This is a genomic window from Mesorhizobium sp. M0500, assembly GCF_040321165.1.
Classification (GTDB): Bacteria; Pseudomonadota; Alphaproteobacteria; order Rhizobiales; family Rhizobiaceae; genus Mesorhizobium.
Window position 1 is genome coordinate 1 of record NZ_JAMYRB010000022.1, and the last position, 20,256, is coordinate 20,256.

At 63.3% G+C, this 20,256-nt stretch carries 18 protein-coding genes and 1 pseudogene; 8 read left to right on the plus strand and 11 right to left on the minus strand.

Annotation, left to right across the window (positions count from 1 at the left end):
• Both NKI70_RS26755 and NKI70_RS26760 read left to right on the plus strand, forming a co-directional pair.
• Window positions 1–1,823, plus strand: a 1,823-nt coding sequence (locus NKI70_RS26755) for an OmpA family protein (protein WP_502897746.1), incomplete at its 5' end; no start/stop codon positions are given.
• Window positions 1,824–2,061: 238 nt separating this feature from the next.
• Complete coding sequence (locus NKI70_RS26760; RefSeq protein WP_352683754.1) at window positions 2,062–2,577, plus strand: TIGR00645 family protein; 516 nt, start codon at window positions 2,062–2,064, stop codon at window positions 2,575–2,577.
• A gap of 54 nt (window positions 2,578–2,631) precedes the next feature.
• Here the strand turns inward: NKI70_RS26760 and NKI70_RS26765 are convergent, their stop codons facing one another.
• The 3 genes from NKI70_RS26765 to NKI70_RS26775 all read right to left on the minus strand — a co-directional run bounded on the left by NKI70_RS26765 (window position 2,632) and on the right by NKI70_RS26775 (window position 5,125).
• Entirely contained in the window at window positions 2,632–3,498 is an 867-nt protein-coding gene (locus NKI70_RS26765; protein ID WP_352683848.1) for an SDR family oxidoreductase, read from the minus strand.
• Window positions 3,499–3,612: 114 nt separating this feature from the next.
• Entirely contained in the window at window positions 3,613–4,248 is a 636-nt protein-coding gene (locus tag NKI70_RS26770; protein ID WP_352623574.1) for a helix-turn-helix transcriptional regulator, read from the minus strand.
• Window positions 4,249–4,255: 7 nt separating this feature from the next.
• Window positions 4,256–5,125, minus strand: coding sequence for a S1C family serine protease (locus tag NKI70_RS26775; RefSeq protein ID WP_352623573.1), 870 nt, complete (start codon window positions 5,123–5,125; stop codon window positions 4,256–4,258).
• A gap of 169 nt (window positions 5,126–5,294) precedes the next feature.
• Between NKI70_RS26775 and NKI70_RS26780 the strand changes: the two genes are divergently transcribed.
• Window positions 5,295–6,245 (plus strand): S1C family serine protease, encoded by a 951-nt coding sequence (locus tag NKI70_RS26780; protein WP_023678284.1) that lies wholly within the window; start codon window positions 5,295–5,297, stop codon window positions 6,243–6,245.
• Here the strand turns inward: NKI70_RS26780 and NKI70_RS26785 are convergent.
• Window positions 6,242–6,667, minus strand: a complete 426-nt coding sequence (locus NKI70_RS26785) for a VOC family protein (protein ID WP_352697666.1) — start codon at window positions 6,665–6,667, stop codon at window positions 6,242–6,244. The genes NKI70_RS26780 and NKI70_RS26785 overlap by 4 nt on opposite strands.
• Before the next feature lie 66 nt (window positions 6,668–6,733).
• Here NKI70_RS26785 and NKI70_RS26790 point away from each other — a divergent pair, with 66 nt between their 5' ends.
• The gene (locus tag NKI70_RS26790; protein WP_352725387.1) at window positions 6,734–7,351 is read left to right on the plus strand and encodes a TetR/AcrR family transcriptional regulator; all 618 of its coding nucleotides are present in this window, start codon (window positions 6,734–6,736) and stop codon (window positions 7,349–7,351) included.
• Here NKI70_RS26790 and NKI70_RS26795 read toward each other — a convergent pair.
• The gene (locus NKI70_RS26795) at window positions 7,284–8,240 is read right to left on the minus strand and encodes a LysR family transcriptional regulator (protein WP_352697662.1); all 957 of its coding nucleotides are present in this window, start codon (window positions 8,238–8,240) and stop codon (window positions 7,284–7,286) included. The genes NKI70_RS26790 and NKI70_RS26795 overlap by 68 nt on opposite strands.
• 110 nt (window positions 8,241–8,350) lie before the next feature.
• On the opposite strand from NKI70_RS26795, the gene NKI70_RS26800 reads away from it, so the two are divergent.
• From NKI70_RS26800 to NKI70_RS26810, 3 genes and pseudogenes are all read left to right on the plus strand, one after another.
• Entirely contained in the window at window positions 8,351–8,995 is a 645-nt protein-coding gene (locus NKI70_RS26800) for an FMN-dependent NADH-azoreductase (RefSeq protein WP_352697660.1), read from the plus strand.
• A 131-nt stretch (window positions 8,996–9,126) separates the two neighbouring features.
• Window positions 9,127–10,505 (plus strand): annotated as a pseudogene (locus NKI70_RS26805) (3' terminal RNA ribose 2'-O-methyltransferase Hen1).
• Window positions 10,502–13,078, plus strand: coding sequence for a polynucleotide kinase-phosphatase (locus NKI70_RS26810; RefSeq protein WP_352570977.1), 2,577 nt, complete (start codon window positions 10,502–10,504; stop codon window positions 13,076–13,078). Before NKI70_RS26805 ends, NKI70_RS26810 begins: the two are co-directional and overlap by 4 nt.
• An 8-nt stretch (window positions 13,079–13,086) precedes the next feature.
• Here NKI70_RS26810 and NKI70_RS26815 read toward each other — a convergent pair whose 3' ends face one another.
• Together NKI70_RS26815 and NKI70_RS26820 are read right to left on the minus strand one after the other, a co-directional pair.
• Complete coding sequence (locus NKI70_RS26815) at window positions 13,087–13,377, minus strand: HlyU family transcriptional regulator (RefSeq protein ID WP_023678291.1); 291 nt, start codon at window positions 13,375–13,377, stop codon at window positions 13,087–13,089.
• Between the two features lie 113 nt (window positions 13,378–13,490).
• Window positions 13,491–14,174 carry a PadR family transcriptional regulator gene (locus NKI70_RS26820; protein WP_352570976.1) on the minus strand — a complete coding sequence of 228 codons (684 nt, stop codon included), beginning with the start codon at window positions 14,172–14,174 and terminating at the stop codon, window positions 13,491–13,493.
• Between the two features lie 270 nt (window positions 14,175–14,444).
• On the opposite strand from NKI70_RS26820, the gene NKI70_RS26825 reads away from it, so the two are divergent.
• Window positions 14,445–14,702 (plus strand): DUF2798 domain-containing protein, encoded by a 258-nt coding sequence (locus NKI70_RS26825; protein WP_352570975.1) that lies wholly within the window; start codon window positions 14,445–14,447, stop codon window positions 14,700–14,702.
• A 62-nt stretch (window positions 14,703–14,764) separates the two neighbouring features.
• On the opposite strand, the gene NKI70_RS26830 is transcribed toward NKI70_RS26825, so the two are convergent.
• The 4 genes from NKI70_RS26830 to dnaG all read right to left on the minus strand — a co-directional run bounded on the left by NKI70_RS26830 (window position 14,765) and on the right by dnaG (window position 20,213).
• On the minus strand, window positions 14,765–15,145 hold the full coding sequence (locus NKI70_RS26830; protein WP_352457540.1) for a thiol-disulfide oxidoreductase DCC family protein: 381 nt from the start codon (window positions 15,143–15,145) through the stop codon (window positions 14,765–14,767).
• Window positions 15,146–15,355: 210 nt separating this feature from the next.
• Window positions 15,356–15,649 carry a GYD domain-containing protein gene (locus tag NKI70_RS26835; protein ID WP_023678296.1) on the minus strand — a complete coding sequence of 98 codons (294 nt, stop codon included), beginning with the start codon at window positions 15,647–15,649 and terminating at the stop codon, window positions 15,356–15,358.
• A gap of 206 nt (window positions 15,650–15,855) precedes the next feature.
• A complete protein-coding gene (gene rpoD / locus NKI70_RS26840) occupies window positions 15,856–17,877 on the minus strand; it encodes an RNA polymerase sigma factor RpoD (RefSeq protein WP_023678297.1) in 2,022 nt (673 codons plus the stop codon).
• Window positions 17,878–18,251: 374 nt separating this feature from the next.
• Window positions 18,252–20,213 carry a DNA primase gene (dnaG, locus tag NKI70_RS26845; RefSeq protein WP_352567921.1) on the minus strand — a complete coding sequence of 654 codons (1,962 nt, stop codon included), beginning with the start codon at window positions 20,211–20,213 and terminating at the stop codon, window positions 18,252–18,254.
• Between the last annotated feature and the right edge of the window lie 43 nt (window positions 20,214–20,256).

Below are 20,256 nucleotides of genomic sequence, written 5' to 3' on the forward strand. Positions count from 1 at the left end.
CTCCAGCCGAGTCCGAGCAACCCCGCAAGAAGCGGCGCAATCAGCAGCAGCAAACAGAATCCGCTCCGGCCGAGCAGATCGCTCCAGCCGAGTCCGAGCAACCCCGCAAGAAGCGGCGCAATCAGCAGCAGCAAACAGAATCCGCTCCGGCCGAGCAGATCGCTCCGGCCGAGTCCGAGCAACCCCGCAAGAAGCGGCGCAATCGGCAGCAGATCGAAGCGGCCCCATCGGAACAACCGGCCGAGCAGGCAGCGCCGGCAAACGACAACCAGCCCAACGTCAATCCGCGCAAGAAGAAGCAAAAACAGAACCAGCAGATCGAGGCTGCCCCGGCAGAACAGGCTCCGACTGTCGAGCCCGGACAAAAGCCGGGCAAGCGCAAGAAGCCTGCTGAATTGACCGGACCCGCCACGGAGGCGGAAGGCCAGCCGGCGCCGACCAATAAGGAAGCGACCCCACAGGCCCAACCGGCTCCGACCGAGCAGCAGGCCGCTCCCGTCCAGGGCGAACAGCCCCAGGACAAGATCAAGAAACGTGGCAAGAGGCCTGTCGGCGAACAGCCGGTGACAGGAGAGCAACAGCCCTCGACCGGCGAACAGCCTTCGACTGGCCAGGCCGCGCCTGTCCAGGGTGAAAATCCGGTCCAGGGTGAAGCCCAGGCCAATCCGAACGAGGCACCTGTTCTGGACAGCCAGAAGGATGTCTTGCGCAAGCGCAAGGGTGGCAAGGAGCGCGGCCAAAATGCCGGTAAGCAGCAGGGCAACCAGCCCGCCCAGCAGGGCGAGAACCAGGTGGAAGCCCCGAAGCCGGCTCCGGTCGATCAGGGGCCGCCGCCCACCGACGACCGGGCAGCCCAGCGGGAGATCAAGCCTGAAAAGATCGTTCCGGTGACCGAGGAAAAAGGCAAGCGCGTCGAGCGTGCGCCGGACATCGAGGATGTTCGTCGTCGTCCGCGCCCCCAGGGTGCCAACGTCGTCAGGGAATTCGGCGACCGCGTCATCCTCCAGTTCAACAACCAGACGTTCGTCGAAAGCAGCGATGCACCGCGCATGCACCGCGGCGCCAGGAATGTCTATTATGAGGACCTGTCGGGCGATCGCACCCGGGAAATCGTCGAGCGTGACAATGGTGTCCGGATCGTCACCATCCGCAACCGCTACGGCGACGTCATCCAGCGTTCACGCATCGCGCCCGACGGCCGCGAATATGTGCTGAGCTATGTCGACGAGCGGAACTATGACGATGATGCAGACTGGCGCGACCCGGGCGACGACCTGCCGCCGATGCGCCTTACCATCCCGCAAGAGGAATACATTCTGGATTCCGAAGAGGTCGAGGATCCGGACGACTACTACACCTTCCTCGAACGGCCGCCGGTCGAGAGGGTCCAGCGCCTCTATTCGATCGACGAGGTCAAGCGCTCGGCCCGCGTGCGCGACATCGCCCGCCGCATCGACCTCGACACGCTCAACTTCGAATTCGGTTCGGCCTCGATTTCCGACACCGAGGTCCAGAAGCTGGAGGGTGTTGCCAACGCCATGGACAAGCTGCTGAAGAAAAACCCGGCCGAGAGCTTCCTGATCGAGGGCCATACCGACGCTGTCGGCACACCGGAAGCGAACCTTGCTCTGTCCGACCGCCGCGCCGAGGCGGTCGCCGAAGCCTTGACCAACGCCTTTGGCATCCCGCCGGAGAACCTGACGACGCAGGGCTATGGCGAGGAGTATCTCAAGGTCAACACGTCGGGACCCAACCGCGAGAACCGCCGCGTCGCCATCCGCCGGATTACCCCCCTGGTAGCGCCGGTGGCCAGCGCCCAATAAACCGCAATGTGAACCGCGCGATTTGATCAACCATTGAATCGCGCGGTCATCAATCTTGAAACGCGCGGTTACCCATCCCAGATTCTGGAAAGGGCGTTCCCTGCCCTGTCCCGACTCCAGCGGGACACACGAGCCCCGCCGGTTCCCCTCCCCGGCGGGGTTCGTTTTTTTGAAACCTTGCAAACCGCCGCAGCCTGCCCGAAATACGGCGCTCCGACAACGGAGCCCGAATCGCCGCATGAAGCGCCTCGAACTCGCCATCGAATCGATCATTCTCGCCTCGCGCTGGCTGCTGGTCGCCTTCTATCTCGGACTGGGTGCGGCACTTGCCATCTATGCCGTGTCCTTCGGCAAGAAGCTGTTCGAGTTCGTCTCCGTCGCCTTCACGCTCGATGACACCGACACCATCCTGAAAATACTCGGCCTCATCGATGCCGCGCTGGTCGCCTCACTGGTGGTGATGGTGATCATCTCGGGTTACGAAAACTTCGTCAGCCGCTTCGATGAAAATGACGGCAAGGTGCATTGGCTGGGCACGATCGATGTCGGCTCTCTGAAGGTCAAGGTCGCCTCGACAATCGTAGCGATCTCCTCGATCCACCTCTTGCAGGTGTTCCTGAACTCGGTCTCCTACACGACCGACCAGCTGATGTGGCTGACCATCATTCATCTGGCCTTCGTTCTGTCGGCACTGATGCTTGCCTATATCGACCGGCTGATGGGTCTTGGCAAAGCCAAGAAAGCCGGGGAGTGAGCACGCGTCTGTGCCGGTCTTTTGAGAGATACTTCTGTAGCGAGATACTTTCCGTCAGTAGATACCTTTGATTTTGGTATCCGACCGGCCGAACACCTCGTCCGGCACAAAAAAGTCGGCGGCGAGCGGGCCTGTCGCACCCGGCGCATAGGCCGAGAAATCGCTGACGCCCTCAGCGCGCAGCACTTCTTCGTCAATGTAGAAATTGCCGGTCGCTTCACGCGACGGCCTGACCAGGATGGCGTATGCCGCATCGGCCATGATGTCGGGCGAACGGCTCATCGCCGCCACCGTCGCCCCGCCCAGGAGGTTACGCACCGCCGCGGTGTCGATGGTCGAGATCGGCCATAGCGAATTGACCGCAATGCCATCCCTGGCGAACTCGGCGCTCATGCCCAGCGTGCACATCGACATGCCGAACTTCGCCATCGTGTAGGCGACATGGTTCTTGAACCACTTGGCCTTCATGTCGAGCGGCGGCGCCAGATTCAAGATGTGAGGATTTTCCGCCAACCTCAAGTGCGGAATGCACATTTTGGAGACGAGAAAAGTGCCGCGCGCGTTTATCTGGTGCATCAGATCGTAGCGCTTCATATCAGTCTCCAGCGTGCCGGTGAGTTGGATGGCACTGGCGTTGTTGACGCAGATATCGATGCCGCCGAACCTCTCCACGGTCTTGGCGACCGCTTCGGCGACCTGTTCTTCATCCCGAATGTCGCACAGCACCGGCAGCGCCTTGCCGCCGGCCTGCTCGATCTCGTGCGCCGCCGTGTAGATCGTCCCGGGCAGCTTCGGATGCGGCTCGGCGGTCTTGGCCGCGATCGTCACATTGGCGCCATCGCGCGCGGCGCGCAGCGCAATCGCCAGCCCGATGCCGCGCGACCCGCCGGAGATGAAAAGCGTCTTTCCCTTGAGCGACATCCTTGCGCCTTCCTGCAACATGAAAGACACGATCCTTGCGCGGCTGAGAACCGCCGCGCAAGGCCCAACACACCGCATGCGGGTTACGCTGCGTCGGCCTTGAGACAATCTGAGCTAGACCAGCACCAGGCCCTGCCGCATGGCGATGGCAATCGCATCGGTGCGGTTGGCGGCACCGAGCTTCGTCAGAATCGCTGCGACATGGAACTTCGCCGTATGCACGGAGATGTTCAGCCGCCGCGCGATGACCTTGTTGGGGGCGCCCTCGGCCAGCAGCGCCAGCACCTCGCCTTCCCGCGGCGAAAGCGTCGGCCGGACGATATGCTCGTCAGTCGGTTCCTCTTCGAACCGGTCGCTGTCATGGAAGATCAAATCGTGATGCCGATCGGATAGAGCATGGCTGTCGCGCGAAATCCGGTAGCCCGCAGCCGCGAGCCGCGCGGCGGCGGCGATCAGCAACTCGTCCGCTTGCACCGGCAGCACGGCAAACACTGTATCGGCCGGCCGTTCGCGGGCCGCTCGCGACGATAGCAGCACGCGAGGCATAGCCGCGTCGACGAGCCCGCCTTGTAGCCCATGATCACCGACGATGGCGACATCCGCCGCCTCACGCCCGTCGACTTCGCCGGCCAGAACCGGCCGCAGATCATCGGTCGCGGCGAGAGCCGCAGACAGACTTCGTGCGCGCTCGGCGTCACCGAGCGCGATCAGCACCGTCAGCCGTCTGCCAGCGACCTCACCGCTTACCATCAATCCCTCAGCTCAGTGGTTTTTCACCGATGGTCAGGGAAACCTCACGATTCTCGCCGCCGCGCACCACGCCGAGTGTCACCAAGGCACCGGCGCTGTCCGGCCCGAGCTTGCGGATCAGCTCGCGCGGCCCATGCACCGTCTCTGCGTTCCACGAGACGATGATGTCGCCGAGACTGAGACCGGCTGCTTTCGCCGGCCCGTTATCGTCGAGGCTCATCACCATGGCGCCCTGTGTATCACCATTGCGGACCGGATGCAGGCCGGCGCCAAGATAGCCGCGCGCCACATGACCCTTCTCGCGCAGCGTCGTGACTGCCCGCTCGATCGTTTCGTAAGGCATGACCAGCGCCCGCCGGCGTGGCCCGAACAGCAGCATGCCGATCAGTCCACCCTTGGCGTCGAGCACAGGGCCACCCTCGAAACGGCCGCCGGCATTGACGGCAAGATTGATGCGCCGGTCGATCGTGCCGCCGCGCATTGAACGCCAGGCCGGGCCGACCTCGCCGACCGTACCGAAGGTAGCGAGCGAGGTGCCGTCGCTATTGCCCGCCACGACCGCCAGGTTGCCCGGCCGCACCGCATCCGCCTTTACCAGTGACGGGGCGCCCGGCGCGCCGGCCGGTTTCAAAACGGCCGTGCCGGTGGACGGGTCGCGGCCGACCAGTTCCGCCTTGACGGCTTCGCCCGAAGAAAACGTCAGCTCGATCTCCTCGCCGGCCTCGACCGCCTCCTCGGCAGTGACGAAATAGCCGTCCCGCCAGTGGAAAGCAGTTGACGTCCGGTGGTGCGTCGCGAAGCTGGCCGTCGCTGGTGCCGCGGCTGCCGCGATGTCGGCAATGGCGTCGGAAAACGTGCTCAGATTGAAATCGCTCATGATTTATCTCCTGGGTTCTTCGTGACCCAGATATCGCCCGGCAGGGCGATGGCGGATACTCGCCTGACGGCTAGTTGGGCATTTGACTGGCCATCTGGTCAGGTCGCGGCCGGTCCGGCCGCTCCGCACATATAGGCATTGTTCATCTTGTTCCAAACGGAGCCCTCGGATGGCCCTGCCCGCCCAGCAATTGCAATATGACGATGCCCTTCTCGATGCCTATTCGGCGACGGTCGCCGATGCCGTCGACCGCATCGGGCCCGCCGTCTGCCGCATCGAGCGCATCGGTGGCCCGGGTGGCCATGGCTCCGGCTTCGTCATCGCGCAGGACGGGCTGGTCGTCACCAACTTCCACGTCGTCGGCGATGCGCGCAGCGTGCGCGTGTCAATGCCGGACGGCGCCTCCAGGGAAGGCCGCGTGCTCGGCCGCGATCCCGACACCGACATTGCGCTGGTGCGCGCCGACGGCAACTTTGCCGACGTTGCGCCGCTTGGCGATTCCAAGCGTCTGAGGCGCGGCCAGATCGCCATTGCCATCGGCAACCCGCTCGGCTTCGAATGGACCGTCACCACTGGCGTCGTCTCGGCACTCGGCCGCTCGATGCGTGCCTCCACCGGCCGGCTGATCGACGACGTCATCCAGACCGACGCCGCGCTCAACCCCGGCAATTCCGGCGGACCGCTGGTGTCCTCGGCTGGCGAGGTGATCGGCGTTAACACCGCGATGATCCACGGTGCGCAAGGCATCGCCTTCGCGGTTGCCTCCAACACCGCCAATTTCGTCATCTCGGAAATCATCCGCTTCGGCCGTGTGCGCCGTGCCTTCATCGGCGTTTCCGCCGACACCACCAACCTGCCGCGCCGCGCAGCCCTTTTGTCGCAAGTGTCGAGCAGCACGGCGGTGCGCCTGCGCACCGTCGAAAAGAACAGCCCGGCGGCCAAAGCCGGCCTCAGGGAAGGCGACATTATTGCCGCCATCGACGGCCGTCCGGTCACCGGCGTCGACGATCTGGTGCGCATGCTCGACGCCGAGCGAATCGGCCGCGAGACACTGTGCACGGTGGTGCGCCGCTCCGGCATTACTCAGGTCACCGTGATGCCGTTGGCGCGGGCGAGTTAGCGCGCCGCAGCACGCTGCGCATATTGCGCCATAAATTCTGGGCTCGCCGGGATCGGCCTGATCACGTCGATCAGCACGCCGTTGGGATCCTTGGTGATGAAATGGCGCTGGCCGAAGGGTTCGTCGCGCAGCGTTCGCAGGATCGGCAGGCCAGCGGCGGTGATCCGCTCATAGATGGCATCCGGATCCCTGACCTCGAAATTGATCAGCAGGCCAGATGTGCGGCCCCGCCCTTCCTCCGGGATCGTCTCATGATCGCCCTGGACGATGCCGAGGTTGACGCGACGGTCTTCGGCCGAGCGCAGATGCACGTACCAGTCGGCCTCAAACAGCGGCTTGAAGCCGAAATGCGCAACATAAAAGGCTGCCGTGCCGGCAACGTCGCTCGTCATCAGCACCGGATAATAGCTCGTCGTCCTCATCTTTCCTTCTCCCGGCAAATAACATACAGTCTGCATGTAAATGGCAATAACATACAGGCTGCATGTATGCAACAGGGATCTGCTCGTCGCTCCAACCGTGATCGCACACGCGCCGAGCTCATCGCCGCGGCTCGCAAACTGTTCACCGAAAAGTCCTATGCCGAGACCGGTACACCCGAGATCGCCGCCGCTGCCGGGGTTACCCGCGGCGCGCTCTATCATCACTTTGCCGACAAGCAGGCGTTGTTTGCCGCTGTGGTCGAACAGGAGGCGCAAGCCGTCTCGGAAGAGATCGAACGCGCGTCGCCGCCTTCGCTATTTGCCCGCGATGCGCTGATTGCCGGCTCGGATGCCTATCTGGCTGCCATGCGTGCGCCCGGCCGTACGCGGCTCTTGCTGCTTGATGGCCCGGCCGTGCTCGGCCGCGCCGCCATGGATGCGATCGACAATCGCCATGGCAACCGTTCGCTGCGCGAAGGCCTTGTTGCCGCGATGCGCTCGCACTCCATGACGAGACTGCCTGTGGAAGCACTGACCGCGTTGCTCGCAGCCGCCTTCGACCGCGCAGCGCTCGCCATCGAAACTGGAGCATCGATCGAGGACTATCGCGCCGTTCTCATGGCGGTGATCGACGGCCTGTCTCCGGCTGCTCCTCGGGTATCTCACCCGGTTCGAACTCGTTGAAACAGCCTAGCTGGCGCTTGAACTGGTCGATCAGCCAGGCGGCCGCCGGTTTCGGGCTGCGATCGGCGCGGTGCATGGCATAGAGCGGCGAGCGGACTTCGCTGTAAGGCTCGAGATCGAGTTCGACGAGCCGGCCGTTCGCCAGATCATCGGCGATCAGCCACCGCGGCAGCCCGCCCCAGCCCAGCCCCTCGCGCATCAGCACGTGCTTGGTGCGCACATCCGTCAGCCGCCAGGTGCGGTAGGCGAAGACGCCATAGTCACGCCCGCGCGTACGCTCGGACTGGTCCGAGACGACCAGTTGGATGTGTTCGCGGACATCCTCCAGCGCCACTGGTCTCGGCAGCAGCGCCAGCGGGTGATCAGGCGCTGCGGCTGGCACCAGGGAGAAGAAGCCGATGCGAAGCAGATTCACGTCCGTCTCACCCAGAAGCCCCCCGATGCCGAGATCGGCCTGTCCGCCGACAACATGATCGAGGATAAGGCCAAGCGAGCCGATATGCAGACGCAGCGTCACGGCAGGGAACTGCGCCTCGAATGCCTTCAGCACCCGAACCAGCACCGGCGACGGTAGCGTCACGTCGACCGACAGCGTAACTTCCGCCTCCAATCCCTGCCGGTATCCGTCGACACGCGAGCGGATGCGTTGCAGCACGCCGACCATGCGCCGCGCATCTTCCAGCGTCGCCTTGCCGACATCGGTCAGTTGCGGTTCACGCGTGCCCTCGCGCTCGAACAGCTTCAGCCCGAGCTGCGCTTCGAGGTTGGCGATGGCGTAGCTGATCACCGATTGCGCCCGATTCAATTTGCGCCCGGCGGCCGAGAAGCTGCCGGTCTCGGCCACCGCAACCAGGATCTGCAATTGGTCAAGCGTCGGGTTCGGTTGCATCGTTCAATCCACATTTTAGATGGATAATATACAAAATATACCAGTTTTTCAAATGGGTCTGCGCACACATGTTTGCCGGGAGATTTTGATCCAACACTGGAGACCCCATTATGTCCATCCTTCTTGTCACATCGAGCCCGCGCGGCGCTGCCTCGCACTCGACCCGAATTGCTACTGAATTCGCTGAAAAGCTTGTTGCCGCCGATCCGTCGAACACGCTTGTCGTGCGCGACCTCGTCGCCAATCCGTTGCCGCACATCGATGCCGATTATGCGACCGGCATCTACACGCTGGCCGAAGCGCGCACCTCACGCCAGGCTGAAGTCGTTGGCGTCTCCGATGTCGTGCTGGATGAACTGTTCGCGGCCGATACGGTGATTCTCGCCACCGGCTTCATCAACTTCAACATCTCCTCGACGCTGAAGTCCTGGGTCGATCACATTGCCCGTTCCGGCAAGAGCTTTGCCTATGGCGAGAACGGCCCCAAGGGGCTCGTCACCGGCAAGAAGGTCTACATCGTACTGGCTTCGGGCGGCATCTATTCCGAAGGTGCGGCCGTGCAGTTCGATCACGCCATTCCCTACCTGCGCAGCGTGCTTGGCTTCCTCGGCATGACCGATGTCGAGGTCATCCGCATCGAAGGAGTCGGCATGGGCGCCGATGCGGTGGCAGCAGCGCTGGCCAAGGCCTCGACCAAGGTCGACGCCATTGTGGCCGCGACCGGTAATGCCGAGCGCGTCGCCACCGCGGCGTAAAAGCGTCAGCATCGTCTGAATTGTACAAGGGCAGGCGCCCGGCGCCTGCCCTTGTTTTTCGTTAGCGACAGCCTGTGGTGGGCCACACAACCGCCATTGGTTATTCCGCTTGTCTGCGCTATCGGTCGCGGATGTTCCTTTCCGTTGCCACAACGCACCGTCCGGCCACCGATCTCGGCTTCTTGCTGCACAAGCATCCGGATCGCCTGCACGAGACCGACCTGTCTTTCGGCAAGGCGTGGCTGTTCTATCCCGAGGCAACCGAAGAGCGTTGCGAGGCTGCACTCCTGCTCGATGTCGATCCTGTGGGCCTGGTGCGGGGCAAGGGCCAGAAGGCCTGCTCGACCAATATGTGAACGACCGGCCTTACGCAGCATCATCCTTCCTGTCGGTGGCGCTGAATAAAATGCTGCGGACGGCGATGACCGGTATATCGAAGGAGCGCCAGGAACTGGCCGACAGCGAACTGCCGCTGGAAGCCGTGGTCACGCCACTGCCAATGCGCGGCGGTGAGGTTCTGGTTCGAAGTTTGTTCGAACCCTTGGGCTGGACAGTCGATCTGACGCCAATCGAAGGAATCGGGGGTGCTGCAGGCGAGCCCCGATACGGCCATCTGAAGCTGACCGGCACGGGCCGGCTCAGCGCCTTGTTGAATCACCTCTATGTGCTGATCCCGGTGATGGACGATGCCAAGCATTACTGGGTCGGCGAAGCAGAGATCGACAAGCTGCTGTCCAAGGGAGAGGGCTGGCTGGGAAACCATCCGGCCAAAGACCTGATCGTGCGCCGCTACCTTGGCAATCGCCGGGCTTTGGCCCGCATCGCCCTGGAGCGGCTAGCTCCCGAGACGGCTGGCGAGGCACAACCTGCCGAGCTGCGCGTCACGCCCGAGGAAGCGCTTGAGACGCCTATCCGGCTCAACGATCTGCGCATGGACGCAGTTGTCCACGCCATTCGGGCGACGGGAGGAACCACGGTTGCGGACCTGGGATGCGGTGAAGGCAAGCTGCTCGACAGGCTGGTGCGCGAGCGATGGATCCACAAGCTGTTCGGTCTGGATCCGGCGGCGCGCGAACTGGAATGGGCCGCAAAGCGTCTCAAGCTGAACGAATTAGGCGGGCCGCCCGAGGGCCGGGTCACGCTGCTGCATGGATCGCTGACCTACCGGGACAGCCGTTGGGCCGCAGCCGACATCGCCGTTCTGGTCGAGGTCATCGAGCATCTCGACGAGGACAGGCTGCCCCTGGTCGAACGCATCGTTTTCGGTGAGACGGCGCCCAAATCCGTCATCGTGACCACTCCGAATGCGGACTACAACGCTCTGTTTCCAAGACTGGTCTCTGGCGCATTTCGCCATCCCGATCACCGTTTCGAATGGAGCCGGGCTCAGTTCCAAGCCTGGGCGGCCAAAATCGGCGAGATCTATGGCTATGCAGCCACCTTCAGCGGTATCGGAGCCGAGGACCCGACCCTCGGCGCCCCCACACAGATGGCGGTGTTCACCCGATGAGAGAACCCGATAAGACCAACCTCACCATTCCTGACTTCGCCCTCGTCGTGCTGATCGGCTCGACCGGATCGGGCAAGTCGACTTTCGCCGCCAAGCATTTCCTGACGACCGAGATTATCTCCTCGGACCAGTGCCGGGCGCTGATCTCCGACGACGAGACCGACCAGGACGTCTCTGCGGATGCCTTCGATCTGGTTCGCGAAATAGCCGGCAAACGGCTTAAACACCGCAGGCTGGCCGTCATCGACGCCACCAATGTGCGAGCCGCCGACCGCAAGGCCTGGATTGAGCTGGCGCGCAAGTGGCACGCTTTGCCCGTCGCCGTGGTCCTCGATCCAGGCGTCGAGGTGTGCGTCGCACGCAATGCGGTGCGAGCCGACCGGCAGTTCGGCGCCGGGGTCGCCCAGCGCATGACAACCGAGATCCGCAAGGGTCTTGGCGCCCTGCAACGCGAGGGCTTCCGCCAAGTCTGGAAGCTTACCAGCGAGGCCAGCATCGACGCGGCCGAGGTGTCGCGACAGCCGCTGTGGACCGATAAGCGCGACGACCATGGCCCGTTCGATATCATTGGCGACATCCACGGCTGTTCGGATGAGCTTCATATCCTGCTCGCTCGATTGGGCTACAGCATCGTCTGGTCTGAGCATCAGGGCGACCGAACGGTCACCGTGGTCCCACCAGAGGGCCGCAAGATCGTCTTTGTCGGCGACCTCGTCGATCGCGGCCCCAACTCGCCCGACGTGCTGCGCATTGCCATGAGCATGGTCGCGGCTGGAACCGCATACTGTGTCCAGGGCAACCATGAAGGCAAACTCAGCCGCTGGCTAGAAGGCCGCAAGGTCACGGTCGCTCACGGCCTCCAGCAGACTGTCGATCAGCTAAATGCACAGGACCGAGGCCTGCGCGAGGCGCTGCCGGCCTTTCTCGACGGCCTGCGCAGCCATGTCTGGCTCGATGGCGGAGGCCTCGCCGTCGCCCATGCCGGCCTCAAGGAAGAGATGATCGGACGCGGTTCCGGCGCTGTGCGCGAGTTCGCTCTGTACGGCGAGACCACAGGCGAGACCGACGAGTTCGGGCTGCCCGTCCGCGCCGACTGGGCCGCGGCCTATCGTGGCAAGACGGCCATTATCTATGGACATACGCCCACGCTATCGGCTGAATGGGTCAACAACACCCTGTGCATCGACACCGGATGCGTATTCGGCGGCAAGCTGACGGCCTTGCGCTGGCCGGAACGCGAACTGGTCGAGGTGCCGGCAATCCAGACCTGGTCGGAGCCGATACGTCCGCTGGGCGGGTCCGGTCCCGGTAAATCGGCACAGGCCGACGCCGACGGCGTGCTCGATTATCAGGATGTCTCCGGTCGCCGTTGGATCGAGACCGGACTGAGGGGCCGGATTGTCGTGGCCGAGGAGAACGCGTCGGCAGCACTGGAGGTGATGAGCCGCTTCGCGCTCTCGCCGCAATGGCTGATCTATCTGCCGCCGACCATGTCGCCGTCCGAGACCAGCAGCCAGGACGGCTGGCTGGAACGTCCGGAGGATGCCTTCGCTTACTTCCGCGAGCGCGGCGTTGCGCAGATCGTGTGCGAGGAGAAGCACATGGGTTCGCGGGCAGTGATCGCGCTCTGCCGCAACGCGCAGGCGGCACGCAGCCGCTTCGGGGTCCCTGGCGACGAAACCGGCGCAATCTGGACCCGCACCGGACGCTCCTTTTTCAACGACAGTGCCATGACGGAGGGCCTGCTCGCCCGTCTCCGCGCCGAGGTCGACACGGCGGACCTGTGGAAGGAATTGAACAGCGACTGGCTGCTGCTGGACGCCGAGATAATGCCTTGGTCGGCCAAGGCCGGCAGTCTGATCGAAAGCCAGTATGCGCCTGTGGCCACATCCTCTGCCGCCGGTCTCAAGGCCAGCAGCGAAGCGCTGGCCCGTGCTATTGCGCGCGGCGTCGATGCAGCCGGCCTGAACGCACGCCTTGAAGACCGGGCCGTCCGCGCAGCCAAATACGCCACCGCCTGGGCGCCCTACGTATGGCCAGTTTCGGGCGTCGAGGACCTTAAGGCCGCGCCTTTCCACCTGCTGGCCAGCGAGGGACGTATTTGGTTTGACCAGGACCATGTCTGGCACATGTCGCTCGCGGACCGTCTGGCTGCCCGTGGCGGCGTGGTCACGCCGACTCGAAGGCGTATGGTTGATCTGGCCGACGGCGGCGCGTGTGCCGAGGCCGTCGCCTGGTGGGAAGCGCTGACTGGCTCAGGCGGCGAAGGCATGGTGGTCAAACCACGCGACTTCGTCAGCCGTGGCAAGAAGGGGCTCATCCAGCCGGCGCTGAAGGTCCGCGGCCCGGAATATTTGCGCATCATCTATGGTCCCGAATATGACGCGCCCGACAATCTCGTCCGCCTCCGAGAACGCGGCCTGGCCGGCAAGCGCAGCCTGGCGCTCCGGGAGTTCGCGCTTGGCCACGAAGCACTGACGCGATTTGTCGCCAAGCAGCCGCTACGCCGGGTTCACGAGTGTGTCTTCGCCGTGCTGGCGTTGGAAAGCGAGCCAATCGACCCAAGGCTGTAGTAGCCGATCTATCCGAAGATCTTTTCGCCTTGCTCGTCGACCAGCTGGATGCCCTTTTTAATCGAGATGTCGACGGCATCATCAAGCCCGGCAAAGCGGTCGGCGCGGATGAATTTGTGCTCCTTCATCACGCCGTCGATCTCCTTCGAAACCACGCCGCAGGTCTGGTACTGGCCCTCCGCCTTGTAGGGCGTGGCGCTGATCAAAAATCCCTTGTGCTCGATCTGCTTTGCCGGCGCCGCTGTCTTTGGCTCGGCGGCTTCGTTGCCTCCGCCGAAAAGACGCTTCAGAAAAGACATGGGGTATCCTCCAACGGCAATCATCCTGCACCACATAGCGCGGTGCAGGATGATTTTCAGTACCGGTCCTTGGCCGAGCGGGCAAGGGCCGCAGCTAGCTTGGCACTCAGAGATCAGTCGCGCGACAACGCTTCCAAGGCCTCTGCGGCAGCTTCCAATATGCTGATTGCCTCGGCCTGCTTTGCTTCAGGCGCATCGGCGATTTCGCCGAGCGCGGCGCGCAGCCGGTGGCGCACGGCGCGAAACTCGTCGCGCTTTTCCGAGCGGCCGCGGCCGCGCCGGCCGCCGTCCTCGCCTTCATCGTTCCAGCCGAACCAGTCGCGCGCCTTCGCCATCTTGCGGCCGAAGCGCTCGAGGTGGTCGAGCACGTGGTCGATCATCTCGCGATTTTCGTTGAGATGCGCCTGCCCCGCCTCGGTGATCGAAAACACCTTCTTGTTGCCTTCCGGCGCAGAAACGGCGTAGCCGGCCTCCTCCAGGAAGGTCAGCGTCGGATAGACCACGCCGGGGCTCGGGCTGTAGACGCCGCTGGTGCGCTCCTCCAGCGCCTTGATGATGTCGTAGCCGTGCCGCGGCGCCTCGGCCAGCAGCGACAGCGTGATCAGCTTGAGATCGCCGTCGGCCAGCATGCGGCCGGCGCGGAACATGTCGCCCGGCCCGCCGCGTCCGCCGCCTCTCATGCCATGCCCGAACGGGCCAAAGCCGCCGCGCCCACCGAACTTGCCGGCCATATGCATGAAAACGCGCTCGGCGTGTTCGCCAAAACGATGATGCCCGAAATGATCGCCTTTGTGCATTGTCTGCTCCTTGAGTTATGTCTTACGATATATCTCAACTAAGTGCCCGCCACGGTCGAGTCAAGATATATCTTACGATGTATCTGAAAATGGCACCAGCAGGATTGATTTCGCCAGCGAGGGCAGCTAGAGGGTGCATGAGGGCCGAAGGCCGCTCCGTAAGCGTCTGACGTGAAGCAACGCATCCACCCCGGTCGTTCCGGGCAGTTACGCCGACAATACCGGCGAATGGATGCAAGGCGACGAACCGGATGCTTCAGGGAAATCCAAATGACCATGAACACCCCGCGCAGTAAGCTGCCTGCGCGCTATGCCGCCGTGCTCGGCCCGCTGGTGCTGTCGTTGCTGATGACGTTCATCGTGTCGTTCATCTCGACACTGAAAAGCCTTGGCTTCCAGCCCGACATGCTGGCCACTTGGCTGACGGCTTGGGGTCTGTCCTGGCTGGTGGCCTTTCCGACGCTGCTGCTGGTGCTGCCGGCGGTGCGCTGCATCATTGGCTGGCTTTGCGAGCCCGCGGCTCGATAGCAGGGCACGCGAAAGGCCTGGAAACAATCTCCGGACCTTTCGGTGCGGAGCGAATAATACCGTTACCAGCGGCCTTTGCGCCGATTCCAGGCGTAGAGCAGATCGGCGAAACGATCATAGCCATAGCGCGTCAACGGCAGTGCGCCGGGATTGCCGAACAGCGTTGCGAGCCAGCCTTCGCCGGGCGTCGTCCGCCATACAGCAATGGCAACATCGGCGCCGGCCAGCAATTTGCCGTCGGCGTCGATCGCATACAGCCGGCGCCGGATGTCCTCCAGCCCGATGCCGTATCCGGCCAGCGCCGCCGGTTCGGCATTGATGTCGCGAAATTCGATCCGCCCGGCCTTGACCGCCTCGATCAGTCGCCGCTTCTGCCGGCTGATACCGGCATCGCAGACCGGACAGCGCGTATTGTACCAGACAGTCAGCAGAGGCTTGGCCATGTTTCGAAACGGCACCAGAGGACACGCACGGATTATCCGAGAAATGCCGTTGCGCCGCAACGTGACACGATACCGGCGGAATGGCCGGTTTCGCTGATCCAGGTCGCCCAAAGGGTACGCAGCGGTTTTACGATAACGACATGCATAAAAAGAAGAGCTTAAAGCGCGTCGCAAGGGCCGTTCAGCGCGACGCGCTTCAGGAGCAGCGGCTCACCCGAGCGAGGTGATGATCTCGCGATAGGCATCCTCCGGGAAAGCCTTGAGCGTCCGCGTCCTGACGTTGCCAGCCGTCGCCAGCATTAACGAGAAACGAGCCAAGACGGCATCGTCGGGCGCTTCGAGCACCGCCACCATGTCGCAATCCCCCATGGTGAGATAAAATGCCTTGAATGATCCGCCCATGTCTCCCAGCATCTTCTTGGCGGCATCGAGCCGCTTCGGCGACTCGCGCACGTTTTTGGCGCCTTGTTCCGTCCAGTTGATCAGCACGATGTAAGTTGTCATGGCACACCTCCCTCCGGGGCCACGGAGCACGGCGTCAACCGCCGGGGCGGGCATCCGGGTTTGTCGCCCAGAGAATGCGTCCGTCGCGGAATTATCCTCTCGTAGGGCACGACACGCAAGAGCGGCGCGTTCAATCGTGATCGCCTCTGCCCAAACGGAAAAGGGCGCCACCGGCGCCCTTGAAACTGCTTATCCGTCACCCGGCCTCAGCTGTCGAGGAAGCTTCTGAGCTTGCGCGACCGGCTCGGGTGCTTGAGCTTGCGCAGCGCCTTGGCTTCGATCTGACGGATGCGCTCGCGGGTGACCGAGAATTGCTGGCCGACCTCTTCAAGCGTGTGGTCGGTGTTCATGCCGATGCCGAAGCGCATTCTGAGCACGCGCTCTTCGCGCGGCGTCAGCGAGGCCAGCACGCGCGTCGTCGTCTCGCGCAAATTGGCCTGGATCGCCGCGTCGATCGGCAGGATCGCCATCTTGTCCTCGATGAAATCGCCGAGATGCGAATCCTCCTCGTCGCCAACCGGCGTTTCGAGCGAGATCGGCTCCTTGGCGATCTTCAGCACCTTGCGCACTTTTTCCAGCGGCATTGCGAGTTTTTCCGCCAGTTCTTCCGGCGTCGGCTCACGGCCGATCTCATGCAGCATCTGGCGCGAGGTGCGCACGATCTTGTTGATCGTTTCGATCATGTGCACCGGAATGCGGATGGTGCGCGCCTGGTCGGCGATCGAACGGGTGATCGCCTGCCGGATCCACCACGTCGCGTAGGTCGAGAACTTGTAGCCGCGGCGGTATTCGAATTTGTCGACCGCCTTCATCAGGCCGATATTGCCTTCCTGGATCAGGTCGAGGAACTGCAGGCCGCGATTGGTGTATTTCTTGGCGATGGAGATGACGAGGCGCAGATTGGCCTCGACCATTTCCTTCTTGGCGATCGCGGCTTCGCGCTCGCCCTTCTGCACCTGGTTGACGATCTTGCGGAATTCCTGGATCGAAATCGCCGTCTCGGTGGCGAGGTTCTGGATCTCGGCGCGCAGGTCGCGGATGGCGTCCTTCTCGTTCTTGGTGAATTCCTTCCAGCCGCGCGAAGTCAAATTGCCGATCGAGCGGGTCCAGTTCGGATCGAGCTCCGAGCCCTGATATTCCTTGAGGAATTCCTCGCGGCGCACGCCATAGCTTTCGGCCAGCCGCAACAGCTTGCCTTCGTTCTGCACCAGGCGCTTGTTGATGTCGTAGAGCTGCTCGACCAGCGCCTCGATGCGCGCCGTGTTCAAGGACAGCGACTTCACCGCCTTGATCAGTTGGTCCTTCAATTCCTTCAGCCGGCGGTCCTGACTGGGCGACAGCGTGCCGGCGGCGGCCAGCCGGTTCTCGACCTGCTGGTCCTGCAGCTTGCGCAGTTTCTTGTAGGTGTCGGCAATGACGTCGAGCGTCTCCATCACCTGCGGGCGCAGTTCCGCTTCCATGGCCGCCAGCGACAGGCTCGCCTCGTCATCGTCTTCCTCGTCGTCGTCCACCAGGCCACGCGTGTCGCCGCCGACATTGGTGATGTCGTCCTCGTCCTCGCGCGAACGGCGCGACTTTTCCTCGGTCTTGGCTTCCTCGATACGCTCGACAACCGGCGCCTGCTTGGCCTCCGGCCCGGCATAGGTCGCCTCGAGGTCGATGATCTCGCGCAGCAGGATCTTCGATTCGTTGAGCTCGTCACGCCAGATGATGATGGCCTGGAAAGTCAGCGGGCTTTCGCAAAGGCCCGCGATCATCGTCTCGCGGCCGGCCTCGATGCGCTTGGCGATCGCGATTTCGCCCTCGCGCGACAGAAGCTCCACCGAGCCCATCTCGCGCAGATACATGCGGACCGGATCGTCGGTTCGGTCGGTCGGCTCTTTCTTGGTCGTGGTGGCGGCGACGGCGGTGCCGGTCTGCTCGGCGAGCTCGTTGGCGTCTTCCTCGGCATCAGCGGCGGTGTCGGCGGCTTCGGGCTCCTCGCCCTGCTCGTCGTCCTCGACCACGTTGATGCCCATGTCGGAAAGCATGGCCATCGTGTCCTCGATCTGCTCGGAGGTCACTTCCTCCGAGGGCAGCACCGAATTCAGCTCGTCCATGGTGACATAACCGCGCTTCTTGGCGGCCTTGATCATCTTCTTGACAGCATCGTCGGAAAGGTCGAGCAGAGGGCCATCGGTCGCGGCCTCGCGTTCGGTCTCGACTTCTTCCTTTTCTTTTGTCGCCATAGTCTTTATTTTCTCCAAGCGGCTGAGTATCAAAGCCGCGTAAGCTGCCGGTCCGGTCAAATTGGATGCGCTCCTTCCAGAACGCGCTTTACCGGGCCAGTAACTGCATCTCTCGTTAAGTCCAGATTAACCCTGATATCTGTGGCAAGCTGACTGCCTGTCCAGTGATCAGTACCTTACATCGCTGCATTCCCGTCGATGCCGGGGCGGGTTAACGTTTCGAATCGACCTGATTCCGCCATTCTGCCGGAAGGTCAAGCGCCTCTCGCATGATTCGCATGAAAAAAGCGAATCAATTACCCGACTTAGAGCACCGCACGCTTGATTCAACGCGCAAGCACGGCCTTACATTTCAGTCTTCTGGAGGCTTCGATCTAAACGCGCCCAGCTCTGCCCGACGATACGCCAAACCCTTCGATCAGCGCTTCCGTTGCCTGCACATCACGAAATTGCGCCTGGATTTCGACCAGGTGCCGGTAATTTTCGTCCGTGGGATCGCTGGCGAGCGCTGCTTCCGCCTGCTTCAGCTCCTTATGTAAGGTGCGCGCGCTGCGCTGCAAGTGGAGAGCTTGGCTGAACGCATCGCGAGCATCGTCGAGTGCTGCCGTTTCCAGCGCCGGCCATTGCCGCGCACGTTTGATCAGCGCCACCGCGCGCTGCCAGATCTCACCGCAGCCGGCCCGCTCGATCGTCGCGATTACAGCCTCGCGGTTGTTGGCCATATCGTGCGCCATGGCGTCGAGGATGGCCGCATGCAGCCGCTTCAGATCGGAATTGGCGAGATCGAGGAACTCGACATGGGCGAAATTCTCGTCGATCAGCACGGGATGGTTGACGAGGGCCGCAATGATCGTCGCCTCGCGCACCGACATGCCCTCGCCGCCGCGTTTGACCAGCGCCGAGCGGCCGAGGCTTTCGGTGATCGCGGTGCGCCCACCGGCACCGCCGCCACGTGCAAACTGTCCGCCGGGTGCTGAGACCCTGCCCGGGAAGCGCTCACCGGGTCGTCCGTCCTGACGTCCCTGGCGTCCGCGCTGGGCACCGAAGAAGCTCTGCACGCGCTCGCGCATTTCCTGTTGGTAGTGATAGCGAAGGCTCTCGTCGCGGATGCGGCTGGTCAGTTCGCGTAGCGTCTTTTCGAGCTCCGCCCGCCGTTCCGGCGTGTCGAAGATGCCGCCGGCGGTCTCGCGCATCCACAAGAGGTCGGCCAGCGGCCGCGCCTCGGAAAGCACGGCGCGGAACGCATCCGGCCCGTCACCCTTGACCAGATCGTCGGGATCCTTGCCCTCCGGCAGCAGGGCGAAGCGCACGGAGCGGCCTGCCTGGACCGCCGGCAGCGCCATGTCGGCGGCGCGCCACGCTGCCTTCAACCCGGCTTGGTCGCCGTCGAAGCACAGCACCGGCTCGCCAGCCATGCGCCATAGAAGTTCGAGCTGGTTTTCAGTCAACGCGGTGCCGAGCGGCGCCACCACGTTTTCGAAGCCGGCCTGCGCCAGCGCGATCACATCCATGTAGCCTTCGACGGCAATGACGGTGCCGCCCTTGGCCAGCGCCCCCTTTCCCAGTGCTTGCCGCGCACGGGCGAAATTGTAGAGCACGTTGCCCTTGTGGAAGAGCTCCGTATCGGGCGAGTTCATATATTTGGCCAGCGCATCCGGCGCCAGTGCCCGCCCTCCGAAGGCGATGATCTTGCCCCTGGAATCCGGGATCGGGAACATGATGCGGTCGCGGAACCAATCATAGGAAACCGGGACGTCGTCGCCATGGCGCACCAGCCCGCACGCCTCGATGTCGGCCTTGGGGACACCCTTGGCGGCAAGATGCTCCTTCAGCGCATTGCGGCTGTCGGGGGCATAGCCGAGGCGGAAAGACTGCTGCGTCGCCGGTGTCAGCCCCCGGTCGCGCAGATAGGCGCGGGCCTTTGCCCCTTCCGGTCCCTGCAGCCGTTCCTGGAAGAACGCCGTCGCCATCTCCATGACGTCAGTCAGGCTGGCGCGTTCCTTTTCGCGCCGCTCCTCCTGGGCATCGCGAACCGGCATCGGCACGCCGGCCATGTCGGCGATCTTCTCGACCGCTTCAGGAAAGCTCATCCCGTCAAGTTCGGTCAGGAACTTGAAATGGTCGCCCGAAACCGAGCAGCCGAAGCAATGGTAGCGGCCCTTCTTGTCCTCGCAGTGGAAGGACGGGCTCTTCTCGCCATGGAAGGGACAGCACGCCCAATAGTCGCCGCGCGGCGCGTTAGTCTTCTTCCTGTCCCACGCGACGCGCTGGCCGATCACCGAAGAAATCGGCACGCGGTCGCGGATCTCGTCGAGGAAAGCAGGTGGAAAGCGCATGGGGGGACAGCCCGTTTGGCCTCCATATAATCACACGGGCGAA

What these genes read in the sequence shown, in the direction of transcription:
- NKI70_RS26835 (WP_023678296.1), bottom strand. Translation starts at nt 15,649, where the DNA reads ATGACAACTTACATCGTGCTGATCAACTGGACGGAACAAGGCGCCAAA.
- NKI70_RS26765 (WP_352683848.1), bottom strand. Translation starts at nt 3,498, where the DNA reads ATGTCGCTCAAGGGAAAGACGCTTTTCATCTCCGGCGGGTCGCGCGGC.
- NKI70_RS26775 (WP_352623573.1), bottom strand. Translation starts at nt 5,125, where the DNA reads ATGAGCGATTTCAATCTGAGCACGTTTTCCGACGCCATTGCCGACATC.
- NKI70_RS26770 (WP_352623574.1), bottom strand. Translation starts at nt 4,248, where the DNA reads ATGGTAAGCGGTGAGGTCGCTGGCAGACGGCTGACGGTGCTGATCGCG.
- NKI70_RS26820 (WP_352570976.1), bottom strand. Translation starts at nt 14,174, where the DNA reads ATGCACAAAGGCGATCATTTCGGGCATCATCGTTTTGGCGAACACGCC.
- NKI70_RS26785 (WP_352697666.1), bottom strand. Translation starts at nt 6,667, where the DNA reads ATGAGGACGACGAGCTATTATCCGGTGCTGATGACGAGCGACGTTGCC.
- dnaG (WP_352567921.1), bottom strand. Translation starts at nt 20,213, where the DNA reads ATGCGCTTTCCACCTGCTTTCCTCGACGAGATCCGCGACCGCGTGCCG.
- NKI70_RS26760 (WP_352683754.1), top strand. Translation starts at nt 2,062, where the DNA reads ATGAAGCGCCTCGAACTCGCCATCGAATCGATCATTCTCGCCTCGCGC.
- NKI70_RS26790 (WP_352725387.1), top strand. Translation starts at nt 6,734, where the DNA reads ATGCAACAGGGATCTGCTCGTCGCTCCAACCGTGATCGCACACGCGCC.
- NKI70_RS26830 (WP_352457540.1), bottom strand. Translation starts at nt 15,145, where the DNA reads ATGGCCAAGCCTCTGCTGACTGTCTGGTACAATACGCGCTGTCCGGTC.
- NKI70_RS26795 (WP_352697662.1), bottom strand. Translation starts at nt 8,240, where the DNA reads ATGCAACCGAACCCGACGCTTGACCAATTGCAGATCCTGGTTGCGGTG.
- NKI70_RS26810 (WP_352570977.1), top strand. Translation starts at nt 10,502, where the DNA reads ATGAGAGAACCCGATAAGACCAACCTCACCATTCCTGACTTCGCCCTC.
- NKI70_RS26800 (WP_352697660.1), top strand. Translation starts at nt 8,351, where the DNA reads ATGTCCATCCTTCTTGTCACATCGAGCCCGCGCGGCGCTGCCTCGCAC.
- rpoD (WP_023678297.1), bottom strand. Translation starts at nt 17,877, where the DNA reads ATGGCGACAAAAGAAAAGGAAGAAGTCGAGACCGAACGCGAGGCCGCG.
- NKI70_RS26825 (WP_352570975.1), top strand. Translation starts at nt 14,445, where the DNA reads ATGACCATGAACACCCCGCGCAGTAAGCTGCCTGCGCGCTATGCCGCC.
- NKI70_RS26815 (WP_023678291.1), bottom strand. Translation starts at nt 13,377, where the DNA reads ATGTCTTTTCTGAAGCGTCTTTTCGGCGGAGGCAACGAAGCCGCCGAG.
- NKI70_RS26780 (WP_023678284.1), top strand. Translation starts at nt 5,295, where the DNA reads ATGGCCCTGCCCGCCCAGCAATTGCAATATGACGATGCCCTTCTCGAT.